16 protein-coding genes and 1 pseudogene are annotated in these 16,479 nt (G+C 70.4%); 4 read left to right on the top strand and 13 right to left on the bottom strand.

Annotation, left to right across the window (positions count from 1 at the left end; translation table 11 throughout):
* Nucleotides 1-20: 20 nt before the first annotated feature.
* The 10 genes and pseudogenes from ACT2CW_RS23955 to ACT2CW_RS23910 all read right to left on the bottom strand — a co-directional run.
* Nucleotides 21-581 (bottom strand): annotated as a pseudogene (locus ACT2CW_RS23955) (GNAT family N-acetyltransferase); the annotation flags it as partial.
* Nucleotides 578-1,930 (bottom strand): lysine N(6)-hydroxylase/L-ornithine N(5)-oxygenase family protein, encoded by a 1,353-nt coding sequence (locus ACT2CW_RS23950; protein ID WP_445518215.1) that lies wholly within the window; start codon nt 1,928-1,930, stop codon nt 578-580. The gene ACT2CW_RS23950 and the pseudogene ACT2CW_RS23955, both read right to left, overlap by 4 nt.
* A gap of 26 nt (nt 1,931-1,956) precedes the next feature.
* Complete coding sequence (locus ACT2CW_RS23945) at nt 1,957-3,543, bottom strand: pyridoxal phosphate-dependent decarboxylase family protein (RefSeq protein WP_445518214.1); 1,587 nt, start codon at nt 3,541-3,543, stop codon at nt 1,957-1,959.
* Between the two features lie 306 nt (nt 3,544-3,849).
* Nucleotides 3,850-4,737 (bottom strand): siderophore-interacting protein, encoded by an 888-nt coding sequence (locus ACT2CW_RS23940; protein WP_182471716.1) that lies wholly within the window; start codon nt 4,735-4,737, stop codon nt 3,850-3,852.
* Between the two features lie 61 nt (nt 4,738-4,798).
* On the bottom strand, nt 4,799-5,824 hold the full coding sequence (locus ACT2CW_RS23935) for an ABC transporter substrate-binding protein (protein WP_432044516.1): 1,026 nt from the start codon (nt 5,822-5,824) through the stop codon (nt 4,799-4,801).
* A 151-nt stretch (nt 5,825-5,975) separates the two neighbouring features.
* The gene (locus ACT2CW_RS23930) at nt 5,976-6,989 is read right to left on the bottom strand and encodes a PDR/VanB family oxidoreductase (RefSeq protein ID WP_445518213.1); all 1,014 of its coding nucleotides are present in this window, start codon (nt 6,987-6,989) and stop codon (nt 5,976-5,978) included.
* Nucleotides 6,986-7,195, bottom strand: a complete 210-nt coding sequence (locus ACT2CW_RS23925; RefSeq protein WP_445518212.1) for a hypothetical protein — start codon at nt 7,193-7,195, stop codon at nt 6,986-6,988. The genes ACT2CW_RS23930 and ACT2CW_RS23925 overlap by 4 nt, the downstream gene beginning before the upstream one ends.
* Nucleotides 7,192-8,253, bottom strand: coding sequence for an aromatic ring-hydroxylating dioxygenase subunit alpha (locus tag ACT2CW_RS23920; RefSeq protein WP_164432362.1), 1,062 nt, complete (start codon nt 8,251-8,253; stop codon nt 7,192-7,194). The genes ACT2CW_RS23925 and ACT2CW_RS23920 overlap by 4 nt, the downstream gene beginning before the upstream one ends.
* Before the next feature lie 125 nt (nt 8,254-8,378).
* Complete coding sequence (locus ACT2CW_RS23915) at nt 8,379-8,657, bottom strand: DUF4190 domain-containing protein (protein WP_164432364.1); 279 nt, start codon at nt 8,655-8,657, stop codon at nt 8,379-8,381.
* Nucleotides 8,658-8,662: 5 nt separating this feature from the next.
* Nucleotides 8,663-8,818: a hypothetical protein gene (locus ACT2CW_RS23910; RefSeq protein ID WP_014054348.1), complete on the bottom strand. Its 156-nt coding sequence runs from the start codon at nt 8,816-8,818 to the stop codon at nt 8,663-8,665.
* A 150-nt stretch (nt 8,819-8,968) separates the two neighbouring features.
* Here ACT2CW_RS23910 and ACT2CW_RS23905 point away from each other — a divergent pair, with 150 nt between their 5' ends.
* Nucleotides 8,969-9,604: a TetR family transcriptional regulator gene (locus ACT2CW_RS23905; protein ID WP_164432366.1), complete on the top strand. Its 636-nt coding sequence runs from the start codon at nt 8,969-8,971 to the stop codon at nt 9,602-9,604.
* Here the strand turns inward: ACT2CW_RS23905 and ACT2CW_RS23900 are convergent.
* A complete protein-coding gene (locus ACT2CW_RS23900; RefSeq protein ID WP_445518211.1) occupies nt 9,570-10,901 on the bottom strand; it encodes a M6 family metalloprotease domain-containing protein in 1,332 nt (443 codons plus the stop codon). The genes ACT2CW_RS23905 and ACT2CW_RS23900 overlap by 35 nt on opposite strands.
* 309 nt (nt 10,902-11,210) lie before the next feature.
* Between ACT2CW_RS23900 and ACT2CW_RS23895 the strand changes: the two genes are divergently transcribed.
* Together ACT2CW_RS23895 and ACT2CW_RS23890 are read left to right on the top strand one after the other, a co-directional pair.
* On the top strand, nt 11,211-11,861 hold the full coding sequence (locus ACT2CW_RS23895; RefSeq protein ID WP_445518210.1) for a TetR/AcrR family transcriptional regulator: 651 nt from the start codon (nt 11,211-11,213) through the stop codon (nt 11,859-11,861).
* A gap of 181 nt (nt 11,862-12,042) precedes the next feature.
* Nucleotides 12,043-13,551 (top strand): MFS transporter, encoded by a 1,509-nt coding sequence (locus ACT2CW_RS23890; protein WP_445518209.1) that lies wholly within the window; start codon nt 12,043-12,045, stop codon nt 13,549-13,551.
* Nucleotides 13,552-13,698: 147 nt separating this feature from the next.
* Here ACT2CW_RS23890 and ACT2CW_RS23885 read toward each other — a convergent pair whose 3' ends face one another.
* On the bottom strand, nt 13,699-14,199 hold the full coding sequence (locus ACT2CW_RS23885) for a MarR family winged helix-turn-helix transcriptional regulator (RefSeq protein WP_414082132.1): 501 nt from the start codon (nt 14,197-14,199) through the stop codon (nt 13,699-13,701).
* A 128-nt stretch (nt 14,200-14,327) separates the two neighbouring features.
* Here ACT2CW_RS23885 and ACT2CW_RS23880 point away from each other — a divergent pair, with 128 nt between their 5' ends.
* Complete coding sequence (locus ACT2CW_RS23880; RefSeq protein ID WP_445518208.1) at nt 14,328-15,110, top strand: dioxygenase family protein; 783 nt, start codon at nt 14,328-14,330, stop codon at nt 15,108-15,110.
* A gap of 109 nt (nt 15,111-15,219) precedes the next feature.
* Here ACT2CW_RS23880 and ACT2CW_RS23875 read toward each other — a convergent pair whose 3' ends face one another.
* Nucleotides 15,220-16,386 (bottom strand): questin oxidase family protein, encoded by a 1,167-nt coding sequence (locus ACT2CW_RS23875; protein ID WP_445518207.1) that lies wholly within the window; start codon nt 16,384-16,386, stop codon nt 15,220-15,222.
* Nucleotides 16,387-16,479 lie beyond the last annotated feature (93 nt).

Below are 16,479 nucleotides of genomic sequence, written 5' to 3'. Positions count from 1 at the left end.
GCGTCCGCGGCCAGCGCGGTGCGCGCGGCCTCGAACCGCTCGCGGGTGCAGATGCTGAGGTAGGCGTCCTTCTCGGGTTTGGCGATCCGCTCGACGATCTCGAAGCCGACGGCCGCGTTGAGCGCGTGCACCGCGTCGTTGCGCACATCGGGCTCGACGACCACACGCCGGACGTGCGGATCGGAGAAGCAGAACTCCATGACGGCGGTGATCACGGCGAGGGTGAAGCCGTGCACCGGGGTGTCGGTCGGGGCGCACAGGAAGTGCATGCCGACGTCGCCGGGCCGGGAGGGGTAGAGACCGGCGAGTTCCACCCGCGACGGGTCATAGCGCTCGGCCAGGAACGCCGGACGCCCCTCGTGCAGGCCGATGAACGCGTCATGGTGCGGATGCTCGTGGATCCTGCGGTACTCGGCGGCGACCTCCGCCTCGTCCGCCTCCTGCATCATCCAGAACGACGCCTTGGGGTGGGTCACCCAGCCGTGCAGCAGCGCGGCGTCGGCCGCCGGGTCCAGGGCGCGCAGGGCGAAGGTGCCCAGGCGCGCGTCGGTGTGCTCGAAAAGCGGCGAGGAGGATGTCATGACACGGCTCCTTCCGGTGCGCCGAACTCCCGTTCGCTGAATTCCGGCGCGCTGAATTCCGGCGCGCCGAACTCCTGGAAGGCGATGGACTTCTCGACCGGATAGTGCTCCCGCCCCAGCAGCTCACGGATGATCCACGAGTTGCGGTACGGGCCCATGCCCAGGTCCGGGGAGGTCAGGCTGTGGGCGTGGGTGGCGCCGTTCTGGAGGAAGATGCCGCGCCCGGTGGTGTCGATGCTGTAGTTGCGGGCCACGTCGAAGCGGCCGTGGCGGTCCCAGCGGATGCGGTCGCGCACCGGGTCCAGGAAGGCGGGCACCTGGTAGCGGTAGCCGGTGGCCAGGACGAGCCCCTGGGTGGTGAGCGAGAAGTCCCGCTCCTGCTCGGTGTGGCGCAGCCCGAGGGTGTACGTGGCGGACTGCTCGTCGTACGCCGCGTCCGTGAGCGCGGTGTTGGTCAGCAGCCGCGTGGGCACCGGGCCGCTCACGCTCTTCTGGTACAGGAGGTCGAAGATGCCGTTGATGAGGTCGGCGTCGATCCCCTTGAACAGGCCCTTCTGCTCACCCTCCAGCCGGTAGCGGGTGTCCTCCGGGAGCGCGTGGAAGTAGTCCACGTACTCGGGCGAGGTCATCTCCAGGGTGAGTTTGGTGTACTCCAGCGGGAAGAAGCGCGGCGAGCGGGTCACCCAGTTCAGCCGGTAGCCGTGGGTGTCGATGTCGGCGAGCAGGTCCTGGTAGATCTCGGCCGCGCTCTGGCCGCTGCCGACGATGGTGATGGACTCCTTGGCCTGGAGGGCCCGCTTGTTCTCCAGGTAGTCCGTGTTGTGCAGCAGATCGCCGCCCAGGCCCCGGCACACCTCGGGGAGGTACGGCGGGGTGCCGGTGCCCAGCACCAGATGGCGGGCGCGGTGGGTGGTGGTCTCGCCGCTCGCGGGGCGCACGGCGCGCACCGTGTAGAGGCCGTCGGCCTCGTCGTACTCGACGCTCGTCACCTGGTGGCCGAAGCGGACGGACGGGAGCTTCGCGGCGGCCCAGCGGCAGTAGTCGTTGTACTCGGCGCGCAGCGGATAGAAGATCTCGCGGATGTAGAAGGAGTACAGCCGCCCCGATTCCTTGAGGTAGTTGAGGAAGGAGTACGGGGAGGTGGGGTCGGCCAGGGTCACCAGGTCGGCCATGAACGGGGTCTGGAGGGTGACGCCGTCCAGCAGCATGCCCGGATGCCAGTCGAAGTCGGGCTTGCTCTCCAGGAACAGTCCGTCGAGTTCGTCGATCGGCTCGGTGAGGCAGGCAAGGCCCAGGTTGTAGGGGCCGAGCCCGACCGCGATGAAGTCGTGGGTGTGCGGGGTGGGCACGAGGGTCTCCGGCGGGGTGAAGGGGCTCAACTGGCGCGCGAGTGGCGGGGGCCGCTGAGCTCGGGCTCGATGTGGAGGGCCAGGTACTGACCGGCGTGTTCGGCCAGCAGATCGAGGACATACGCGATGTCGCTCAGCGAGGTCTCCGGGTTGAGCAGGGTGAACTTGAGGTGGTGACGGCCGTCGACGACGGTTCCGGCGACCACCGCCGCGCCGGAGGCGGCCAGCGCGTCCCGGGCGTGCAGATTGGCGCGGTCGACGAGGTCGGGGTCGCACGGCCCGTCGGACGGCGGTACGTAGCGGAAGACCAGCGTGGACAGCTGGGGCTCGGTGACCACCTCGTAGCGCGGATCGGTGTCCAGCAGGGCCCATGCCTCGGCGGCCCGCTCCACCACCTCGTCGAAGAGCGCCCCGATGGCGTCCGCGCCCATGATCCGCAGCGTCAGCCACAGTTTGAGCGCGTCGAAGCGGCGGGTGGTCTGGATGGACTTGTCCACCTGGTTGGGGATCAGGTTCCGGGCGCTGCGCTCGGGGTTGAGATAGTCCGCGTGGTACGTGGCGTGGCTGAGCGCGGCGCGGTCGCGGACCAGGACGGCGCTGGAGCTGACCGGCTGGAAGAAGGACTTGTGGTAGTCCACGGTCACCGAGTCGGCGCGCTCAATGCCGTCCAGGAGGTGGCGGCGGGTCGGGGAGGCCAGCAGTCCGCAGCCGTACGCGGCGTCCACGTGCAGCCAGGTGCCGTGCCGGGCGCACAGCTCGGCGATCTCGGGCAGCGGGTCGATGGAGCCGAAGTCGGTGGTGCCCGCGGTGGCCACGACGGCCATGACGATCAGGCCCTCGCGGCGGCAGCGGTTCAGCTCATGGGCGAGGGAGACGGTCCGCATCCGGCGGTCCTGGTCGCAGGGGACCGGGATGACGGCCTCGTAGCCGAGCCCCAGGATGGCGGCGGCCTTCTGGATGGAGAAGTGGCTGACCTGGGAGGTGAGGATGCGCAGCCGGGGCAGGATCGCGGATTTCGCGATCGTCTCACCGGCGGCGGTGGCCTCCTTCTCGACCAGGGTGCACGCCTCGTCGCGGGCGAGCAGCATCGCCTGGAGGTTGGACTGGGTGCCGCCGCTGGTGAAGATGCCGTCCGCGGCCTCGCCGAGGCCGATGCGCTCGGCGGTCCAGTCGATCAGCCGGCGCTCGATCAGGGTGCCGCCGGCGCTCTGGTCCCAGGTGTCGAGGGAGGAGTTGACGGCGGAGAGGACGGCCTCGCCCAGCAGTGCGGGGATCACTACGGGGCAGTTGAGGTGGGCGAGGTAGCGCGGGTGGTGGAAGTAGACGGCGTCCCTGAGGTAGACGCTCTCCAGTTCCTTGAGCGCGGCGTCCGGATCGCCGAGCGGGCGCTCCAGGTCGATTCCGGAGATCTCGGGGGCGAGCTCGGCGGGGGTGATGCCGGTGAAGGGGCGCTCGGCGCGGGCGACGGTGGCGGCCACCAGGCCGACGCCGTCGGTCACGGAGCGCCGATAGCGTTCCGCCGTACGGCCGTTGAAGAGGTGGGCCCTGCCATCCGCCGCCCCGGATATCGGCTCCGGCGACGGGTCCTCAGCGGTCTGCGCGAGGAAACTCACGGTCTGTCCCTTCTGGAAACGAGCATGCGGGCGTGCGGACGGCGCGGGCATGCGGCTGGGTGGGGGAGGGGGCGGCCTGCGGCCTGACGGCCCGGTGGGCTGACGGCCTGGTGGGCGTGCGGGGGCGCTGGACGTGGCGGCAGGGCGCGCGGGGGCGCGCCGAGCGGTCGGCCGCCGGCGTCCAGCGGTCGCTCCTCTGCGGTCCCTTGGAGGGATTCGGTTAGACGGATTCAGTGAGATGGATTCAGTTGTGCGCCGCGGCGGTGGATTCAGCTGTGGGGCTGGGCAGCGGCTACGGCGACGGGGTCAGTCGTCGGTCGCGGGGCCGGTGCCCGACACGGCCTCCTCGACGAGCTGCTCCTCACAGGCGCCCAGGCGCCAGTAGCCGGTGAAGGTGACGGCCTTACGGTCGAAGCCGCGCTCGCGCACCAGGTGGCGGCGCAGCGCCTTGACCGTTCCGGCCTCGCCCGCGATCCAGGCGTACGGCGTGCCGTAGGGCAGCTCGGCGGCGCCCACCGCGTTCAGCAGCAGGGCGGAGCGCGGGGTGCCGGGGGCGACGGCGTCCCGGACCAGCCAGGTGATCTCGGCCTTCGCCTCGGTGCGCAGCTCCTGGATGTCCTCGGCGTGCTGGACCTCGAGCCACACCTTGACGGGGAAGTCGGCGGGCAGCCATTCGAGGATGCCCGCGATGGCGGGCAGCGCGGTCTCGTCGCCGGTGATCAGCACCCAGTCGGTCCTGGACGGGGGCCGGAAGTCCACCCCGCCGTTGTCCTCCACCACCGGGCCCAGCAGGGTGACGCGGTCGCCGGCCTCGGCGCGCGCGGCCCAGCGGGCGGCCGGGCCGCTGTCGTGGTGGAGCGCGAAGTCCACGTCGATCTCGTCGGGGTCGCGGCGCTGTTGGCGCACCGTGTACGAGCGCATGATGCCGCGCTCGGCCGGGTCCATCGCCCGCCAGGTGGTGAACCAGCCCTCCCCGGCCTCGACCGGCACCACCGGGGCGGTCTGGCCGGGGTGCGGCAGGAAGAGTTTGAAGCGCTGGTCGCGGCCTCCGCTGGTGAAGTCCTTCAGACAGGCGCCGCCGAAGGTGATCCGCGCCATGGACGGTCCGAGCGAGCGGGTCCGTACGACCCGCGCGTCGAAGAACCGGAACGGGACGGCGGTGGTGGGGGCGGTTTTGATGGCTGCGGTGGTCATGGGAGGGGGGTCTTCCCTTCGCTTGCCGTGGGGAGGCCGGGGCCAGCCGGTCGACTGACCGTCAGCTGACCTTCTTCGCGTCCTGGATGGCCTTGGTGAGGGATTCGACGAGCGGGGCGGCGCCGGCGTACGAGAAGCGCGGCTCGCTGCTCCAGGGGGCGATCTGACCGGCCTTGACCGCGGGCAGCTTGGACCAGGTCGGCTTGGAGGTCAGGGCCCCCGGCTGGAGGGTCGCGGTGCGGTTGTCGAGGAAGAGCACATCGGCGTCGTACTTGTCGGCGTTCTCCCAGCTGAGGCTCTCGAAGTAGCCGCCCTTGTCGGGCTTTTCGGGGACGACGAAGTCGACGCCGAGCTCGCTGAAGTAGATCAGGTCGGCATTGATCTTCGGGTTGGAGACATAGAAGAGATCGGCGCTGGCGGAGCAGGCCATGACCTTGATCTTGTGCGACTTGACGGTTTTGCGCAGGGTCTCGGTGGCCTTCTCGAACCGCGCCTTGGCGTCGGTGACCTTCTTGGCCTTGAGGTCGGCGCCGAGCGCCTCGGCCAGCGCGGCGTAGCGCTTGATGGGCTCGAGCATGGAGATCCGGCCGGTGGCGATGGCGGCGCTGGGGGCCAGCTGGAGGATCTTCTTCTTGCTGTCGTCCGGGATGTAGAAGAGCGCGCCCGGGTCGTACATGTTGGTGATCAGCAGATCGGGGCTGAGCGAGGCGTACTTCTCGACGTTGAACTGCCCCCAGGTGTTGCCCAGGGACGTGGCCTGGTCGACGGGGAAGTCGCCCGCCTGGACGTCCGGCTTGCCGTTCTTCAGCGTGGTCGGGCCGAAGACGCCCGTGATCTGCTTCTCGATGCCGAAGTCGTAGAGCGCGGCCGCCGCGGCGATGTAGGCGACGATGTGCTGCGGCCGGCTGTCGAGGCTGATCTTCTTCTTGCGGTCATCGGTGAACGACCAGGAGCCGCCGCCGTCGTCGCCGCCGGAGCCCGAACCGCCCTTGTCCCCGCAGGCGGTGACCAGGGCTCCGAGTCCGAGGGCGCCGCCCGCGGTGAGCAGACCGCGGCGGGAGAGGGGGAGTGCTCTGGCCTGGCGCATGAAGGTGCTCTCTCTCGATGCATACGGGGACATGGTCACGGGACGGCAACCCGAGGACGTAGTTAGGTTAGCCTAACCAACCTGTTTGTCCAGTGGGTGGGGTCGTTCCGGACCTCACATCGAGGGGCTCATACAGCCGTTCAGGGCGGAATCACAGGTCCAGCACCAAGCGCGGACCACGGCAGCGTGAGACACAGATCATCATCGTCTCGCCCGAGGCCCGCTCCTCGTCGGTGAGCACGGAGTCGTGGTGCTCCACCTCCCCCTCGACGACGTCCGTCTCACACGTCCCACAGGTGCCCTCTTCGCACGAGTACAAAACCGGTACGCCCGCCGCCTCGACCGTGCGCAGCACGCTGCGCTCCGGCTCCACGGTGAGCGTCAGCCCGGAGCGGGTGAGCACCAACTCGAAGGCCCGGCTGTCCGATTCGGCGCCCGCGTCGTCCGTACGGGGCTGGAAGCGCTCGGTGCGCAGGGACCCCTCGGGCCAGTCGCGGCACGCCTCCTCGGCGGCCTGGAGCAGCGGTTCGGGGCCGCAGCAGTAGACCAGCGTGCCGGGACCGGCCGGCGCGGTGGGATGCGGCGCGGTGAGATGCGGCGCGGTGGGATGCGGCGCGGTGAGGTACGGCGCGAGGTCGAGCAACCCCTCCTCGTCCTGCGGCACCAGGCGCACCTTGTCGCCGTAGGCGGCGGCGAGCTCGTCCGCGAAGGCCATCGAGGCACGGGTGCGCCCGCCGTAGAGCAGCCGCCAGTCGGCGCCCGCGGCTTCGGCGGCGGCCGTCATGGGGAGGAGGGGTGTGATGCCGATGCCGCCTGCGATGAACAGATAGCGGGCCGCCGGGCGCAGTGCGAAGTGGTTGCGCGGCCCGCGTACCCGCACCGTACTGCCCTCGGTGAGGGTGTCGTGCACCCGGGCGGAGCCGCCGCGCCCGGCGGGGGCGCGGAGCACCGCGATCCGCCAGGAGGCGCGGTCGGCGGGGTCGCCGCACAGCGAGTACTGCCGGATCTGGCCCGCGTCGAGGACGAGGTCGAGATGGGCGCCGGGCTCCCAGGCGGGGAGGTCACGGCCCGCCGGATGGCGCAGCGTCAGCGCCACCACGTCCGAGGCCACCTCCTCCCTGCGGGCCACCAGCAGGGTGTCCTCGTACTCGCCGCCGGGGTTCATGAACGGGGCTCCTTACGGTGGCCGTTGGGGTCGTCCTCGACGTGATCGGCGGGATGGTGCCCGGTGGGGTGGGCGAGCATCCACTGCCACAGCTCGACCGGGTCCTCCGCGGTGCGCTCGGCGCCGCAGTGGCAGACCCCGTGCAGCACATCGGTGCCGGGCAGCCAGTCGATCCGGTACACCTCCGCCGTAGGCGTGCCGCTCACGGGGATGCCACCACGGGCGCGGTCTTCTCCCCTTCGGCGGCGAGGCGGGCGAGGATGCGGCGCGCGGCCAGTCCGCCGGTGTCGATGTTGATGCTGAGCTCCTGATAGCCCGCGCGCTCGGTGTCCAGCGCCTTCTGGAGCACGTTCAGCGCCGCCACGTCCTGGAGCACCACGGTCCGGTTGAGGTCGTGGAGGAAGGTGGAGACTTCCTCGTCGTCCTGCGCGAAGTCCCGTGAGACGGCCCAGAAGTCGTACACATGGCGGTCGGTGGACGGGGTGATGGCGTAGGTGATCTCCACATGGAAGGCGTTGGGATCGGAGCCGTCCGGCTCCGGCAGCACTCCCACCGGGGCGATCCGGCTGTGCAGCAGATACAGACAGGGCGCGTGGTACTCGATGTCCTGCCAGCGGGTGATGCGGCCCTCGATGCCGGTGGAGCGGGCGTAGAAGGGCGGGCACTCGGCGTCGTCCATGTGGCGGCTGACCCGGACGACGCCCGCGCCCTCGTCGACCTCCGTGGTGATCGGGGTCTCGGCGACCTCGGGGGTGCCGATGTAGCCGCCGTGCAGATACGTCTCGTGGGAGAGGTCCAGCAGATTGTCCACGAGCAGGCCGTAGTCGGCGTCGATCGGCTCCATGCCGCCGACCGTCGTCCAGCGCGGATCGGCCAGCCAGGGGGCGCGCGGCACCGCGCCGGGGTCGGCGAGCGCCGGGTCCCCGATCCACACCCACACCAGTGAGTCCCGCTCGACGACGGGGTAGGAGCGGACCCGGGCGGTGCGCGGGACGCGCTTCTGGCCCGGTACGAACACACAGGTGCCGCCGGTGTCGTAGGTGAAGCCGTGGTAGCCGCAGACGACCGTGTCGCCGTCGAGACGGCCGGCGGTGAGCGGATAGCGGCGGTGCACACAGCGGTCGGCGAGCGCGATGACCTTGTCGTCGGACTCGGCGCGGTAGAAGGCGATGGGTTCGTCGAGGATGGTGCGCCCCAGCAGCTCGCGGCCGATTTCGCGGCCGTAGGCGGCGACGTACCACTGGTTTTTCGCGAAGGCGGTCATGCGTGCCAGCGTGGTGACGCCCGTCACGCACGGGCAACGGCCCTTCCACTGAGTGGAAGGGCCGTGCGGGGAGGTGTGCTGCGATGGACCTCCGGCGGTGTGCCGCCGGTGGACCGCCGGGCCGGTCAGCCGCCGAACTGCCAGAAGACGGACTGATTCACCGTCAGCAGGACGATCAGCAGGACCACATCGGCGATGCCGAGGGTGAGTCCGAGCAGCGCCCGGCCCCTGCGGCGGGTGTTCCGGGCGATCGCGAGCGTCCCCAGGACGATCGCGCAGGGCCCGAAGACCGCGTTGAACAGCAGCAGACCGATCAGGCCGAGCACGAAGGAGGCGACGGCCATGCCATCGGCGTCCTGGCGCGCCCGGACCGGTGAGGTGCGGGACGGTGCGGTGAGTGCCATGGGTCTCAGCTCCCCTTGTGCCCGGTGCGTTCGCGGATGAAGAAGATCAGCAGCCAGGCGCCGATGGCGCCCGCGGCGGCGAGGAACAGGGGGAGCGGAGTGTGCGCCGCCGCCCCCAGAAGAACCCCCATCAGGGCGAGTGCCGCGACGATGAAGAGCATGGGTGCCTCTCTCGAAGTGACGATCCGGATGCGGTTGGCGTGCGGATGGTAGTTGTTCGGTGAACAGTTGGAATCACAACTGTTCACTGAGTTCTAGAGTACCCCGCCGAACCCTGGAAAAATTCAGCGAACGGCTGTTTACTGAATGATATGAGTCACACGTCCGGGGTCCGGCAGGCCCAGAAGGAGAAGACGCGGCGCGCGTTGATGGACGCCGCGTTGCGGCTCCTGGAGGACCAGAGCCTGAGCAGTCTGGGGCTGCGCGAGGTCACGCGGGCGGTGGGGGTGGCACCGGCCGCGTTCTACCGGCACTTCCGGGATCTGAGCGATCTCGGCGTCGCGCTGGTCGAGGAGAGCCTGGGCAGCCTGCACCACATGATCAACGCGATCCTCGCCGGTCAGGACGGTGACGAGGAGCGGATCGAGGCCACCGTCGACGCGGTCGCCGACCATGTCCGCCGCTACCCCGCGCATATCCGCTTCATCGCACGTGAGCGGCATGGCGGGGTGCGCCCGGTGCGCCAGGCCATAGCCGCCGAGCTGGACCGGTTCGCCGATGAGGTGGCCACCGCCTTCTGTCCCCGGCTCCCGGCGGAATCCTGGCCACCGGAAGATGTCCGGATGCTTGCGGAGCTGTATGTGGACCACATGGTGATGACGGCGACGGCGTTCCTGGAGGCGCAGGCCGATCACCCCGAGGCCGCGGACGAGCGGCGGGTGGCCGCCACGGCACGCAAACAGCTGCTGCTGATCAGCCTCGGGCGCCGCCACTGGCACGACGCGTGATCTCCACGCCGTAGTCGCCGGCCGCGTCCCGGCCGGTGACCCGGACCCGTATCCGTATGCCGTTCGCCGCGGCGTCGAAGGTCTCGCCGGGCGCGTAGGCCGCGTCGCTGAGCCCGGGGTGGACATTGCGCTCCCGGGTGCAGCCGCGGCCGTGGGGGGTGGAGTCCACGATGGTGACGGGGCCGCCGCCGGAGTCGACACCGGTGTTCACCCAGGAGATCAGGACCCCGGGCTTGCATATGGCCTCGTCGTTGCCGCCGGTCGCCCGCGCCTCGATGGCGTATCCGGTGGACGGCGAGACGGGGACGAAGACCAGCTTGGTCCCCTCCGCGCGGCTCAGCGGGGACAGGGTGTGGGCGAAGACCCCGGACCGGGCCGCGCACGCGATCTGCCGCGGGCCGAGCCAGCCCAGCTTCCACTTGTGCCAGGCCAGCAGGTCGTTGCCGGGGCCCCAGTCCTCGGACATCACATCCCAGTGGCCCGCCTTGTCGCCGCCGCCGTGGGTATAGAGGTCGGGCAGCCCGAAGACATGGCCGTTCTCATGGGGCAGGACGCGGAAGCCGGTGCGGCGCAGCGAGCCGGAGCCGTCGTCCTGGCGGCTGTAGACGAAGGAGACATTGGCCAGCGGTACGCCGTCGGCGGCCGGGGCGTGCTGGTTGTCGGCGTAGGTGACGGACAGCACGGCATGCGCGGCCGGCGGTCCGGCGTTCGGGGTGACCAGGACGTTCACCAGGTCGTAGCGGCGGAAGTCGACCTTGGGGTCGGCGGACTTGGCGATGTCGGCGACGAGTTTGCGATAGCCCGGGTCGAAGGGGCTGCCGCGCTTGATGCCGTAGGCGCGGAACGGGCGCGGCATCCGCAGCCAGTGGGCGATCGGCATCTCGGGGCGGTAGTCCAGCCGTCCGTACGAGCTCTGCGCGAACCACCGGGAGGTCTGCGGGAAGAACTCCTCGAAGCGCTGGCGGGCGGTGCCCTGGCCGCGGACATCGGGGAAGTCGATCATGAGGTTGAGGGCGTGGACGGTGCCGGTGCTGCGGCTGTAGCCGCGGCCGGTGGGTATGCCGTCGGCCATCTGGAGCCCCGGTCCTGAGGCGAGGGCGCAGGGCGCGAGCGAGCCGAAGGCCGGGCGAGCGGAGGGCGCCGGGGCCAGCTCGGGGGGTGCGGGGGGCGCGGGACGCGGGGCCGCCGCCGGGGCGACCACCGCCACCGTGAGCACGGCGGCGGTGGCGAACGCGCTGCCTCTGCGGGGGCGGCGTATTCGTATGCGGGGGCGGGCGGTCCCATGCGTCTGGTCCATTGCCGACCACGGTGTGACGGCGCGGACCGGGGCGCCCGTGGGGTGCGGCCGAACGGCGGAATGAGCTGCTCCGACCGGGTGGTGGGGGGTGCCGGGCAGGTGTGAGGCAGGTCACGTGCGGACGCAGAAATTCCGGGGACTCATTCCCCGTTTAACCGAGTGAACGCATAAACGGGGACTCACTCCCCGGAAAAGTTGAAGCCCGAACGTCAAGGCCGACCGGGGCGCGGCGCCGCCGCCAAGCCGCCGGAGCACCGGCCACCGAGAAGCGTACGCGTGGAAGCCGTACGCGCAGAAGGGAGTGCTGTGATGGCCGCCGACACGACGACCGCGAAGTCCGCACAGCCCCGGCTGCGCGCGGATGCCCTGCGTAACCGTGAGCGCATTGTCGCGGCCGCCCGAGAGGTGATCGTCGAGTGCGGGGCACACATCCCCCTCGATGAAATCGCTCGACGGGCGGGGGTCGGCAATGCCACGATCTACCGGCACTTCACGGACCGCCGTGAGCTGATCCACCATGTGGCGCTCTCGGTGATGTCCCGTGTCGCCGACCAGGCCGAATCCGCCCTGGCCGAGGAGGACGACACCTTCTCGGCGCTGCGGCGCTTCGTCCACGCCGCGGCGGACGAGCACATCGGCGCGCTGTGCCTGCTGCTCTCCGACGGCCTCGACAAGGAGCACCCTGATCTCATCGCCACCCGCGACCGTCTGGCGGACGGTGTCGAAGCCCTGATGGGGGCCGCGAAAGCCGACGGCAAACTGCGCACCGACATCGGCGTCGGTGACCTGATGGTCGCGCTCAACCAGCTCACCCGGCCGCTGCCCGGCAGCGCCTGTGTGGACTTCGAGCCCTTTGTGCACCGGCATCTGCAACTGTTCCTGGACGGTCTGCACACCCCGGCGCGCTCGGAACTACCCGGAAAGTCCGTGACCTTGGAGGATCTGCAACACCGGCCGTGACGTGACATAGATCGCATCCGGCCGATCCCGGAGCACCGCTTATTCCGCGCACGTTCACACGTCTTCCTTACGTGCGTCGTCGCCTCTCGCTACCTCTTACCCAATGGCCTGTGCCGGTCTGACCCTGACCGGCCCCTTACGTCCTATTTCTCACTCTCCGCACCGCTAGGTAGGCCCATCCATGCCTGAAACGGCTCAGTTCGTCGATCCCCGGCGCTGGAAAGCGCTGATATTCATCGCCCTCGCCCAGCTGATGGTCGTGCTCGACGCGACCATCGTGAACATCGCGCTGCCCAGCGCCCAGGCCGATCTCGGCATCTCCGACGGCAACCGGCAGTGGGTCATCACCGCCTACGCCCTCGCCTTCGGCGGACTGCTGCTGTTCGGCGGCCGGATCGCCGACCTGTGGGGACGCAAGCAGACCTTCATCGTCGGTCTGATCGGCTTCGCCGCCGCCTCGGCCGTAGGCGGTGCCGCGCTGAACACCCCCATGCTGCTGGGCGCGCGCGCCCTCCAGGGTGTGTTCGGCGCGCTGCTCGCCCCCTCCGCGCTCTCGCTGCTCGCGGTGATGTTCACCGACGCCAAGGAGCGCGCCAAGGCGTTCGGTGTCTTCGGTGCCATCGCCGGTGGTGGCGGCGCCGTCGGTCTGATCCTCGGTGGTGTGCTCACCGAGTACATGGACTGGCGCTGGACCTTCTTCGTGAACATCCCGTTCGCCATCATCGCCGCGATCGGCGCGGTCGCCGTGATCCGCGAGCCGGTGGAGAGCCACAACTCGTCCCGGCTGGACGTCCCCGGCGTGATCCTGGCCACCACCGGTCTGGTCTCGCTGGTCTACGGCTTCACCCGCGCCGAGGCCGACGGCTGGTCCGCGGGCCCGACCATCGGTCTGTTCGTCGCCGCGGCCGTGCTGCTGCTCGCCTTCGTGGTCGTCGAGTCGCGGGTGAAGGCGCCGCTGCTGCCGCTGCGTGTGGTCGCCGACCGCAACCGCGGCGGTGTCTACGCCTCGCTGGCCCTCGCCATCATCGGCATGTTCGGCCTGTTCCTCTTCCTCACCTACTACATGCAGGTCGTCAAGGGGTACAGCCCGGTCAAGACCGGCTTCGCCTTCCTGCCGATGGTCGCGGGCATGATCACCGGCTCGACGCAGATCGGCGCCCGGCTGATGACCCGCGTCCCGGCGCGGCTGCTGATGGGTCCGGGCTTCCTGGTCGCCTCGGTCGGCATGCTGCTGCTGACCCAGATCGACCTGGACACCTCGTACCCGGCGCTGATCCTGCCCGGTTTCCTGCTGCTCGGCCTCGGCATGGGTACCGCCTTCATGCCGGCGATGAGCCTGGCCACGCATGGTGTCGAGCCGCGTGACGCGGGTGTCGCCTCGGCGATGGTCAACACCTCGCAGCAGGTCGGCGGCGCCATCGGCACCGCGCTGCTGAACACGATCGCGGCGAGCGCCACCACCGAGTACGCGAAGTCGCATGCGGCGGGGGCCCCTTCCCGTACGGCGCTTCAGCTCCAGTCGATGGTGCACGGCTACACCGCCGCCATCTGGTGGGCGGTCGGCATCCTGGTGCTGGCCGCGGTCATCGCCATCACCTTCGTCAACGCCGGACAGCCGAAGGGCGACGGCGCGGTCGCGGGCTCCGGTGACGGTGCGGCGGAGGACGTCGTTCCGGTGATGGCGCACTGATGCGCTGAGACCCGTTCGCCGGACTGTCGGTGGGCGGTCTGACGTCGGTTTGCCGGACTGTCGGTAGGCGGTCTGACGTGAGGTGAAGGCCCCGCTCCTCCTCGGGACTCGAGGAGGAGCGGGGCCTTCGTGTGGTGTCTCGGAGCGTCAGCGCAGCCAGGGGAGGTCGGCTCCGGCCGGCTGGAGGCCGTCGGCGATGATCCGGCATACGGTGCCGAACTGCTCGACCTGCTCGGGGGTGAGCCGGTCGAAGATGGCCGTCCGTACGGCGGTGACATGGCCGGGGGCGGTGTCCTGTAGCACCTTGAGTCCCTTGTCGGTCAGGACCGCGTTCTGTCCGCGCTTGTCGTCGGGGCAGTCCTCGCGCCGGACCCAGCCGTCCTTCTCCATGCGCGCGACGGCGTGGGACAGCCGGGAGCGGGTGATCTTGGCGGCCTCGGCCAGTTCGGTCATCCGCATCCGGTGGCGCGGTGCCCAGGAGAGCTTCACCAGCAGGCCGTAGTAGACGTGGGGCATGCCCGCGTCACGCTGCAACTGGCGGTCGAGGTGGTCCTCCAGGAGCATGCTCGCCTGGACATACGCCTGCCAGCTGCGCTGTTCGTCTTCGGTCAGCCAACGCGGCTCGTCGGCGTCTGAGGGGGTTTTCATGGCGTCGTCCACGCGTCCATTCTAGGGAATTCTCTTTGAATCTTAAATAACTGTGCGCTACAGTGATAAATACATGCTTGAGACTTCAAGCATCCTGGCGAGCTTCTGTCGACTGACGAGGAGTCCTCATGTCCGCGCTCGACGGGCGCATGCCCGCGCTCTACCTCAGCCATGGTGCTCCGCCGCTCGCCGACGATCCGGTCTGGCCGGGGCAGCTCGCCGCCTGGGCCGCCGGCCTGCCCCGGCCCCACGCCATTCTCATGATCTCCGCTCACTGGGAAGAGGCGCCCCTGGCGATCGGCGCCACCCAACAGGTGCCTCTGGTCTATGACTTCTGGGGTTTCCCTCAGCACTATTACCAGGTGCGGTACGCCGCGCCGGGCGCTCCCGAACTCGCCGAGCGGATCCGCAAGACGCTGCGCACGGCGGGTACCCCGGTGCAGGACATCCCCGACCGGGGGCTGGACCACGGGGCGTATGTGCCCCTGGTCGAGATGTATCCGGAGGCCGACATCCCGGTTCTCCAGGTCTCGATGCCGACCCTCGACCCGCGGAAGCTGATGGAGATCGGCCGAAAGCTGGCGCCGCTGCGGGACGAGGGCGTCCTGATCGTCGGCAGCGGCTTCTTCACCCACAACCTGGCCGCGCTGCGGCATGCGGGCCCGATGCCGCCCAGTTGGTCGGCCGAGTTCGACGACTGGGGGCAGCGGGCCCTGGACGCGCGGGACATCGACGCGCTGCTGGACTTCGAGCACACGGCCCCCGCGGCGGGGCTCGCCCATCCGCGCACCGAACACTTCGCGCCGTTGTTCGTCACGCTGGGCGCGGCGGAGGCGGAGCTGCGCAGCCAGCGGAGTGTGATCGACGGGTTCTGGATGGGGCTGGCGAAGCGGTCGTTGCAGTTCGGGTGAGGGGGTGGGTTTGCAGTTCGGGTGGGGGTTTGCGGTGAGGGTGAGGGGGGCGGGGGAGCGCGCTCGGTGGGGTGTGGCTGAGCGGATCGGCCCGGCTGGGGCGCTTGGGTCAGAGCACCGGGTCGATCATCGCGCAGGCGTGCAGTGCGGCGGCCAGGGCCATCGGGTCCGTACCCCGGGCGACATCGAGCGCGGTGTCGGTCAGCTTGATGGCGTGCTCATCGCCGTGCGCGGCGGCGTGGGCGAAGACCTCCTCGGGGGTGACGCCCTCCCCGTCCACGGACGACAGCCGGTCGGCCGGGAGCGCTTCCGCGGGTGCGTACACCGCCGTGACCGCGGCGCTCGCCGCCCATGCCGCGTCCAGGCTCGGCGCCCACAGCTCGCGCGGCAGCGCGGGCAGGGCGCGCAGTACGGCGTTGGGCGCCGTCGCGGCGTGGACCAGCATGATCGGTTCGCCGTGGCCGTGAGTGGCGTAGCGGTGCGTCGCGGCCCGTACGAGTTCGGTCAGGCGTCGGCGCGCCTCCTCGGGCCGGTCGGTGCGGCTGGCGGGGTCGTCGGGGCCGTGGGGACCGTTTGAGCCTTCGAGACCGTCGGGGCCGGGGCCGGTCGTTCGGCTGGGCCGCGGGGTGGACGGCTCAGTGGGCTGCGGGGCGGTGGGCGGCCAGGTGGGGAAGGCGGTGAGCCGGGCCAGCCGCTCACGGATGTCACCGCTCTGGTCGGCGATCGGCTCCACGGCGGCCAGCGCGTCGGCCGCCGACCCGGAGGCGGGGCTCGGTAGCAGGCGGAGCGGCGGCAGCGGGGCGTGGCGGGCGGCCCAGTAGCCGAGGGCGTGGGCCAGCTCGGCGGTGCGGGGAGCGGTCGACGTGCCCGGGTCGTCCAGCAGGGTCCGTACGGCGTGGCCGACGCGGATCACCGGATGGGTCGCTCCGGCGGCGATGCCCGGCAGCAGCCGCGGCCACCACACGGTGAGCACGTCCTGCCAGGGGTGGTCGGCGAGTTCCCGTTCGAAGTAGGCGGGCCAGTCGGCGAGGCGGCGTGGATCACCGAGCGCCTCGCGCCAGTTCTCCTCGGTGATCGCGGCGTACGAGCGCGGCATCTCCTCCAGCTTGTCGCGATAGCGGTCCAGCCAGCGGTGCACGGTGCGCCCCTGGCCGTGGCGCACCAGTGCCTCCACGGCCATCGGCGCGTGATTGCTCAGCCATCCGTGGCGCTCGGGGCCGGAGGCGTGCAGTCGCTCGAGGGCTTCGTCGAGAGTTCCACTCGTGTCGTCGGTCATGAGCTCACGCTAGGGAGGGCGGGACGGCCCCGGAACGGACCGGGGACGGAGGCGTGCGGGGACCAACGACCTAAGCCGGGCCGGGTCCGGCCG

It is taken from the genome of Streptomyces sp. NEAU-174, assembly GCF_052665095.1.
This window is presented reverse-complemented; position numbering and strand designations above follow the sequence as displayed.

Coding starts and splice junctions, on each gene's coding strand:
- ACT2CW_RS23940 (WP_182471716.1), bottom strand. CDS start 4,737: ATGACCACCGCAGCCATCAAAACCGCCCCCACCACCGCCGTCCCGTTC.
- ACT2CW_RS23935 (WP_432044516.1), bottom strand. CDS start 5,824: ATGCGCCAGGCCAGAGCACTCCCCCTCTCCCGCCGCGGTCTGCTCACC.
- ACT2CW_RS23930 (WP_445518213.1), bottom strand. CDS start 6,989: ATGAACCCCGGCGGCGAGTACGAGGACACCCTGCTGGTGGCCCGCAGG.
- ACT2CW_RS23920 (WP_164432362.1), bottom strand. CDS start 8,253: ATGACCGCCTTCGCGAAAAACCAGTGGTACGTCGCCGCCTACGGCCGC.
- ACT2CW_RS23915 (WP_164432364.1), bottom strand. CDS start 8,657: ATGGCACTCACCGCACCGTCCCGCACCTCACCGGTCCGGGCGCGCCAG.
- ACT2CW_RS23910 (WP_014054348.1), bottom strand. CDS start 8,818: ATGCTCTTCATCGTCGCGGCACTCGCCCTGATGGGGGTTCTTCTGGGG.
- ACT2CW_RS23905 (WP_164432366.1), top strand. CDS start 8,969: ATGAGTCACACGTCCGGGGTCCGGCAGGCCCAGAAGGAGAAGACGCGG.
- ACT2CW_RS23900 (WP_445518211.1), bottom strand. CDS start 10,901: ATGGACCAGACGCATGGGACCGCCCGCCCCCGCATACGAATACGCCGC.
- ACT2CW_RS23895 (WP_445518210.1), top strand. CDS start 11,211: ATGGCCGCCGACACGACGACCGCGAAGTCCGCACAGCCCCGGCTGCGC.
- ACT2CW_RS23890 (WP_445518209.1), top strand. CDS start 12,043: ATGCCTGAAACGGCTCAGTTCGTCGATCCCCGGCGCTGGAAAGCGCTG.
- ACT2CW_RS23885 (WP_414082132.1), bottom strand. CDS start 14,199: ATGAAAACCCCCTCAGACGCCGACGAGCCGCGTTGGCTGACCGAAGAC.
- ACT2CW_RS23880 (WP_445518208.1), top strand. CDS start 14,328: ATGTCCGCGCTCGACGGGCGCATGCCCGCGCTCTACCTCAGCCATGGT.
- ACT2CW_RS23875 (WP_445518207.1), bottom strand. CDS start 16,386: ATGACCGACGACACGAGTGGAACTCTCGACGAAGCCCTCGAGCGACTG.